This is a genomic window from Nocardiopsis listeri NBRC 13360, from assembly GCF_001570765.1.
Lineage (GTDB): Bacteria > Actinomycetota > Actinomycetes > Streptosporangiales > Streptosporangiaceae > Nocardiopsis > Nocardiopsis listeri.
Genome location: NZ_BCSH01000136.1, coordinates 1 through 1,064, shown reverse-complemented (window position 1 = coordinate 1,064; position 1,064 = coordinate 1). Strand labels below are relative to the sequence as shown.

The following is a 1,064-nucleotide window of genomic DNA, read 5'->3' as shown; positions in this document are numbered from 1 at the left end:
CTGTCCCTGCCCGGTGTCGAGGGTTCGTTGGCGGCCCGGTCGGCGTTGACCCTGCGCGGCCTGTGCACCCCCACCGGCGGGGTCATGGCCGCCGCCACCACCTCCCTACCCGAGGAGATCGGCGGAGTCCGCAACTGGGACTACCGATACTGCTGGCTGCGCGATGGCGCCCTGACCGTCCAAGCCCTGGTCACCCTCGGCTCCACCCAAGAGGCCGAGGACTTCCTGGACTGGCTCCACCGGGTCGTGGACTCCCTGCCCTCCCCCGAGATGCTGCGCCCCCTCTACAGCCTGCGCGGCACCGGCCTGGGCCCCGAGGAGATCATCGACTCCCTGTCCGGCTACGCCGGCTCCCGCCCGGTACGCATCGGCAACCTCGCCGACCACCAGGTCCAACTCGACGTGTTCGGCCCCGTGGTCGAACTCATCTGCCACCTGTCACAAGCGCGCGGCCACCTGGCCGACCGCGACTGGGACCTGATCCAGGCCATGGCCCAGGCCGTGGCCCGCCGCTGGCACGAACCCGACCACGGCATCTGGGAAGAACGCGACGAGCCCAGACAACGCGTCTACTCCAAGGTGATGTGCTGGGTCACCCTGGACCGGGCCATCACCCTGGCCCACACCTACGACCGCACCGTCGAGGCCACCTGGCCCGGGTTGCGCGCCCAGATCCGTGAAGAGGTCCTGGACAAGGGCTGGAACGAGACCGCTCAGGCCTACACCACCGCCTATGAGGGCACCGACCTGGACGCCGCCTCCCTGCACATCGGCCTGTCCGGGCTGATCGATCCCACCGACGAACGCTTCCAGGCCACCGTCACCGCGATCGAGGCCGAGCTGCGCAGCGGCCCCACCGTCTACCGCTACCACCGCGACGACGGACTGCCCGGTGGTGAGGGCGGCTTCCACCTGTGCACCACCTGGCTGATCGAGGCCTACCTGCTCACCGGACGCCGCGCCGAGGCCGAGGAGCTGTTCAAGCACCTGGTGGACGCCGCCGGGCCCACGGGGTTGATCCCCGAGGAGTTCGACCCGGTCACCGAACGCGCGTTGGGCAACCA

1 protein-coding gene is annotated in these 1,064 nt (G+C 70.1%); it reads left to right on the top strand.

All coding sequences use genetic code 11. The annotated features are described in order from the left end of the window. On the top strand, positions 1–1,064 hold a 1,064-nt coding region (locus tag NLI01S_RS24800), incomplete at both ends, for a glycoside hydrolase family 15 protein (RefSeq protein ID WP_190318593.1).